Source organism: Stenotrophomonas sp. P5_B8, from assembly GCF_054049855.1.
The window spans coordinates 1-3,479 of the sequence record NZ_JBFULO010000399.1 but is presented as its reverse complement, the minus strand read 5'-3'; the positions used below and the strand labels follow the sequence as shown (position 1 = coordinate 3,479).

Annotated in this window: 4 protein-coding genes and 1 tRNA gene; all 5 read left to right on the top strand. The window is 68.6% G+C overall.

Annotation, left to right across the window (positions count from 1 at the left end; translation table 11 throughout):
* Positions 1-118, top strand: a 118-nt coding sequence (locus ACXJKH_RS17060; RefSeq protein WP_457321102.1) for an integrase core domain-containing protein, incomplete at its 5' end; no start/stop codon positions are given.
* Positions 119-394: 276 nt separating this feature from the next.
* On the top strand, positions 395-658 hold the full coding sequence (locus ACXJKH_RS17055; protein ID WP_457321100.1) for a hypothetical protein: 264 nt from the start codon (positions 395-397) through the stop codon (positions 656-658).
* 64 nt (positions 659-722) lie between these two features.
* Positions 723-2,057 (top strand): chloride channel protein, encoded by a 1,335-nt coding sequence (locus ACXJKH_RS17050; protein WP_457321098.1) that lies wholly within the window; start codon positions 723-725, stop codon positions 2,055-2,057.
* 90 nt (positions 2,058-2,147) lie between these two features.
* Positions 2,148-2,232, top strand: a tRNA-Leu gene (locus tag ACXJKH_RS17045).
* A gap of 236 nt (positions 2,233-2,468) precedes the next feature.
* Positions 2,469-3,479: trigger factor (tig, locus tag ACXJKH_RS17040; RefSeq protein WP_457321097.1), on the top strand; the 1,011-nt coding region annotated here is incomplete at its 3' end.

Below are 3,479 nucleotides of genomic sequence, written 5' to 3'. Positions count from 1 at the left end.
GGCGCAGGCACGGCAGATGGTGGCCGAGTCGGTGGCGATCTATAACGCCGAGCGACCGCACCTGTCCCTTAAAATGCAGACGCCCGATGCAGTCCATCGGGCGTCCTTGGCCGCCTGACGGCGGCTGAATCATCCGCCACAGGTGTCAACCTATGGCAGGACGGGTCACCGGCGTTCGCGTGGGACGCAACCCGGTAGTGCCGAGCCGCGCTCGGCAACGGTCCAACGCGCGAGGATCTCCATCGCGCACGTCGCTGCCATGACCTCGCGCCGCCCGTCGCGCCGAACACGTCACGGCGTTTTCCCAACCTGCAACGCCGCGCACGGTCTGTGCCTGGCAACCGCGTTTCACTCGACGTACCGCGCCAACGGCGCCTGTTCGAGGGCAGCAACGATGACGCTTCCCACCTTTGCCGGACTCCTGCTGGCCGCCTCTGTCGGTACCGTGCTGGCAGCAGACGCACCGCCGCAGGCCGCACTGCCGTCGGTGCAGGCGCAGAACGCCACCACGGTGGTTCGCCATGACATGGCGCCGGGCACGTTCGTGCCTGCCATCCCGCTCGCAGACGTGCCCGTCCATCCTTACGCGCAGACCGTGCTGCGTACCGACCTTGCCGACGGTGACGTCCAGCCCGCCCAGGCCTTGCCAACCGACTGATTCAGCCGCCGCTGCCGCCAGTCACTGCACATCGCGTGGATCGGTCCGGTGGAACACTATCGACATGGATACCCCGTCACCGTCGTCGCGCACGCGCTTGCTTGGGTCGCGGCAGCAATGGTTCGAGCGCTTCGCCCTGTGGGGCGGTGCGGTCGCCGTCGCGCTGGCGGCCATCGTGTTCGCCAAGGCCAGCGACGCGGCCTTCGCGCTGTTCCGGCGCATCTACGACGCATCGCCCTTGTGGCCCCTGCTGCTCACCCCGGCCGTATTCGGCCTGCTGGCCTGGGTCACCCAGGGCGCCCTCAAATCCACCCGCGGCAGCGGCATCCCGCAGGTGATCGCCGCACTGGACGTGCCCGACGCCGGGTTCCGCCAGCGCAACCTGTCGCTGCCGGTATCCGCAGGCAAGCTGGGGTTGACGGTGCTGGCACTGCTGGGCGGTGCATCGGTGGGGCGCGAAGGGCCGACCGTCCATGTCGGTGCAAGCCTCATGTTCGTGATCGGGCGCGCGCTCGGGTTCCGCGACCCGCGCCACGCCGGCCACTTCCTGCTGGCCGGTGGCGCGGCTGGCATCGCGGCGGCGTTCAACACGCCGCTGGCGGGCGTGGTGTTTGCGATCGAAGAACTGTCCGGGCGGCTCGAGCATCGCTTCTCCGGCGCACTGTTGACGGCGGTGATCGTCGGTGGCGTGGTGTCGCTGGGGCTGCTGGGCAATTACACCTATTTCGGCCGGGTGGATGTGACGCTGCCGCTGGGCATGGGGTGGCTGGCGGTGCTGCTGTGCGGTGTCGTCGGCGGGCTGGCCGGCGGGGTGTTCAGCTGGCTGGTATTGGCTGCCGTGGACGGGCGACCCCGCTGGCTGGGACGCGCGCGGGCGTCGCGGCCGGTGCTGTTCGCCGCCGGTTGCGGGTTGCTGCTGGCGGTGCTGGGGCTGGTGTTCGGCGCGGGCGCCTTTGGCACCGGCTACGAGCAGGCGCGTGGTCTTGTGCAGGGGCAGGGCGTGGTGGGGCACGAGTTCGGGCTGATGAAGTTCGCCGCCAACCTGGTGTCCTATATCGCCGGTATCCCGGGCGGCCTGTTCTCGCCGGCGCTGGCGGTCGGCGCGGGGATCGGCCACAACCTCGCCGCGCTGCTGCCCGGCGTGGACCCCTCGGCAGTGGTGCTGCTGGGCATGTGCGCCTACCTGACCGGCATCACCCAGGCGCCGCTGACCTCGGCGGTCATTTCCATGGAGCTGACCGACAACACCGACATGCTGCTGCCCATCCTGGCCACGGTCCTGCTGGCGCGTGCGCTCTCGTCGCTGGTGTGCCGCCAGCCGATCTATCGGGCACTGGCGCAACGGTTGCTGGATGCGACGCCCGCCCCGTCACCGACGGGGACGGCCCAGGGCACATAGGCCGCGGCGCCAATCCAGGCGCAATAGCGCCCTTGCGGCTTTTTCTTTCCCGCCAGCCCTGCAACAATGGACGGCTGAGCGGTATCGCTCGCGAAAGTGGCGGAATTGGTAGACGCCCTGGATTTAGGTTCCAGTGCCGCAAGGCGTGGGGGTTCGAGTCCCCCCTTTCGCACCAGTCATCCCGGCCCCTGGCCGGCAGGTTGATGGTCGGCACGTCCCGGATCCGGGGAGACGGCCGCATGCTGCCCGGGCAGGCCTTCACGGCCGCTCCGGCCCTGCGCTGGCGGCGCTGGCCGATATCGGCGAAACTACAGGGCTGCGGCGGGCATGCGCGTCAACGACCCCGCGTTCAAAACCCGTTCCATCCATCACATCGTGCCGGGGGCGTTGCCGCCGGTGGCAGGAGTCAACATGCAAGCTTCGATCGAATCCACTGGCAATCTGGAACGCCGCCTGACCTTCTCGCTGCCGGAAGACCGCCTGCAGACCCACATCAGTGGCCGTCTGGGCGAAATCGCCCGCACCGCGCGCATCAAGGGCTTCCGTCCGGGCAAGATCCCGGCCAAGGTGATCGAACAGCGTTTCGGCCAGCAGGTCCGCAGCGAAGCCGTCGACGGCCTGCTGCGCGAGACCTTCGATGCCGCCCTGCGCGAGCATGAGCTGCGCATTGCCGGCACCCCGCGCATCGACAAGGGCGAGGAAGGCGAGTTCTCCTTCGTGGCCACCGTCGAGCTGATTCCGGACTTTGGCGATGTCGACGTCAGCAAGCTGACCGTGGTCCGCCACACCGCCGACATCAACGATGCCGACATCGACCAGATGATCACCAACCTGCGCGAACAGCGTCGCAGCTGGAGCCCGGTCACCCGTGGGGCGCAGGACGGCGACCTGGTTGCGCTGGAAACCTTCTCCCAGGCCGGCGATGAGCGCCTGCCGGCCGAAGGCAGCGAAAAGGGCAGCGTGATCGTGGGTCAGGGCATGATGTTCGAGCAGATCGAACAGGGCCTGATCGGCCTGGCCAAGGGCGAAGAAAAGACCCTGGACGTCGAATTCCCGGCCGATTGGCGCGTTCCGGCGCTGGCCGGCAAGCAGGTCAAGGTCACCGTCAAGGCGGTGGACGTGTCCGCGCCGGTGCTGCCGGACGTGGATGCCGAGTTCATCAAGAGCTTCGGCGTGAAGGGTGGCGACGAGGAGCAGTTCCGCAAGGACATCCGCGCCAACCTGGAGCGCGAACTGAAGGGCGCGCTGATGAACCGCCTGCGCCGTGAAGTGGGCGAGCAGCTGATCGCCGCCTACGCCTCGGTCGAAATGCCGCCGCGCCTGGTCGAGAACGAAGCCCGTGCGATGCTGGCCCAGCAGGTCGAGCAGATCCGTCGCAGCGGCCGCAACCCGGGCGACGTCCCGGCCGACGCCCATGAAGGC

Coding starts and splice junctions, on each gene's coding strand:
- ACXJKH_RS17055 (WP_457321100.1), top strand. CDS start 395: ATGACGCTTCCCACCTTTGCCGGACTCCTGCTGGCCGCCTCTGTCGGT.
- ACXJKH_RS17050 (WP_457321098.1), top strand. CDS start 723: ATGGATACCCCGTCACCGTCGTCGCGCACGCGCTTGCTTGGGTCGCGG.